Origin of the sequence: Atribacter sp. (genome assembly GCF_035418125.1) — a bacterium.
Lineage (GTDB): Bacteria > Atribacterota > Atribacteria > Atribacterales > Atribacteraceae > Atribacter > Atribacter allofermentans.
In genome coordinates, this window is the sequence record NZ_DAOLQM010000309.1 from 1 (window position 1) to 2332 (window position 2332).

Annotated in this window: 2 protein-coding genes; both read left to right on the plus strand. The window is 37.9% G+C overall.

What is annotated here, in order from left to right:
• Window positions 1-321: 321 nt before the first annotated feature.
• On the plus strand, window positions 322-2184 hold the full coding sequence (locus PLK24_RS10850; protein ID WP_324479044.1) for a bifunctional 3'-5' exonuclease/DNA polymerase: 1863 nt from the start codon (window positions 322-324) through the stop codon (window positions 2182-2184).
• 30 nt (window positions 2185-2214) lie between these two features.
• Window positions 2215-2332: CpXC domain-containing protein (locus PLK24_RS11550; RefSeq protein ID WP_502876079.1), on the plus strand; the 118-nt coding region annotated here is incomplete at its 3' end.

Genomic DNA, 2332 nt, shown 5'->3' on the forward strand with positions numbered 1-2332 from the left:
AGGGGAATTGTTGAATTCATTCCCCCATTGAGGGGGGTTAGGGGGGTGTGCCTTTCATCGGTCATCCTAAGTCCTATTGTCTTTTTCTTTTTCTCCCCCTCACCCTCTCGCGCCCTCTCCCCCTCAGTATTTAAGGACGTGAGGATCTCATCTGGCGCCACCGGCGTCATCCTGAGGCTTCGCTTTATGAAGCCGTGAGGATCTCATCTTTTGATTTTTTCATTTTTCCTCTCCTTTGGATAAGGTTAGATAGAAATGTCTTCGATTATTTAAAAAAGTATATTAGTATTTTCATTGCTACCTCGTGCTACTATAGAATAAGTGTTTCAAGATTTTAAATTTACACAAAACCCAAAAAAAAGATACAATATCAATAGATCCAAATTAAACCAAAAAGAAGAAAGGATAAATTTAACCTTGATACACACCGATTATCGCTTAATAAAAACAATTGATGATATTCAACCACTTTTATCATCTTTAAATGAAAACATAATCTTTGCAATTGATACCGAAACTACTGGACTTGATCCTTTTCAAAACCGAGTTCGGTTGATCCAAATTGCATCTCCAAACCAACCAGTAATTTTGGTTGATCTTTGGAAAGCATCTCATGAAATTATTTCCTCTTTAAACAAAATCCTTACTTCACCAGCTCTTAAAATTTTTCACAACGCTAAGTTTGATCTGAAGTTTTTGTTAAAATCCGGGTTTATTGTGCATGGTCCTTATTTTGATACCATGTTAGCCGCACAAGTTTTATCAGCTGGTCAAAAAAGCCAGGGTTTTAAGCTGTCTGACTTGGCTCGTGAGGAATTAAATATTGACCTTCCTAAAGAATTACAAAGCAGCGATTGGGGTAACGACTTAAGTGATGAACAATTAAATTACGCGACTCGTGATGCTCAGGTGTTGCTGGAAATTTATCCAAGCCTTCTTTCGAAACTGGAAAACTCAAACTTATCTGCTACAGCCAAATTAGAATTTGAGTGTCTCCCAGCCGTTGTAGATATGGAACTCAGTGGAATGCTACTTCATACCGAAAAATGGGGAAAATTGACCCAAGAACTGGAAAAAAATCAAAGCGATTTAACAGCAACTCTCCGCCAAAGACTTAGTGAAGGATTTAAGAGAATCCCCCAGCTTCCATTTATGGATAATCAAATCACTGAACCACCGCTTCTTAACTTAGATAGCCCTAAACAAATGTTGGAAGCCTTGCAACAGTTGGGTATTCCTTTAAAAACCACCTCGCATGAAGAATTATCTCAATTAAGCCGTCAATTTCCAGTCATTCAAGCTCTAATTGATTATCGTAAAGTAACCAAAGTACTCCAATCATTTGCCAGCGCTCTCCCCAAGTATATCCATCCAGTAACCAGTCGAATTCACCCTGATTACTGGCAAATTGGAACTGCTACCGGACGCTTTTCTTGTCGAAATCCCAATCTCCAACAAATCCCTCGAGATCAGATTTTTCGAGAATGTTTTATTCCAGCTGCAGGAAATATCTTAATAATTGGTGATTACTCTCAGGTCGAACTTCGTGTTGCTGCTGAAATAAGCCACGATCAAAGAATGATCGATGCTTTTCAACAAAACCAAGATATTCATTGTTTGACTGCTTCCCTTTTAATTGGAAAAGATATCGATAAAGTTACCAAAGAGGAAAGACAAGCCGCAAAAGCAGTGAACTTTGGTCTCTTATATGCCATGGGAGCTCGAGGCTTAAAGCTCTATGCTCAAAATTCTTATGGTGTCGAGATGACCGATCAACAGGCAGTTAATTTCCGTAAACGTTTCTTTGAAATTTATCAAGGCATAGCTTCCTGGCAAAAAGAACTCAGTAATAGTCGTCTTAAAGAAATTCGAACTCTTAATGGACGATTACGACTATGGGAGGAACGACCCCGAATCACTGAACTCTTTAATACTCCAATCCAAGGAACGGCTGCCGATATAGTGAAACAGGCTATGGCTATGTCTTTCCCTTATTTGAATAGCAAGGATATTCATCTCATTGGAACCGTCCACGATGAAATTCTACTTGAATCTCCACAAGAAAAAGGCCAAGAAATTTCTCATTTTTTAAAAGAAACAATGATTAAAGCAGGGAAGAAATTTATCCAACATGTACCCATAGAAGTAGATGTTGTTATCGCAAAAAATTGGTCTGAAAAGTAAAATTTTTAAAGTTTTAAAAAGGAGAAGGAAATGTCGATTTGTGAACATATTGAGTTTCAATGCCCCAGCTGCAATTCATCACAAACCATTGAAATTTGGAGATCAATTAATACTCAGGAAAACCCTGAATTGAAAAAAGAGCTTTTTG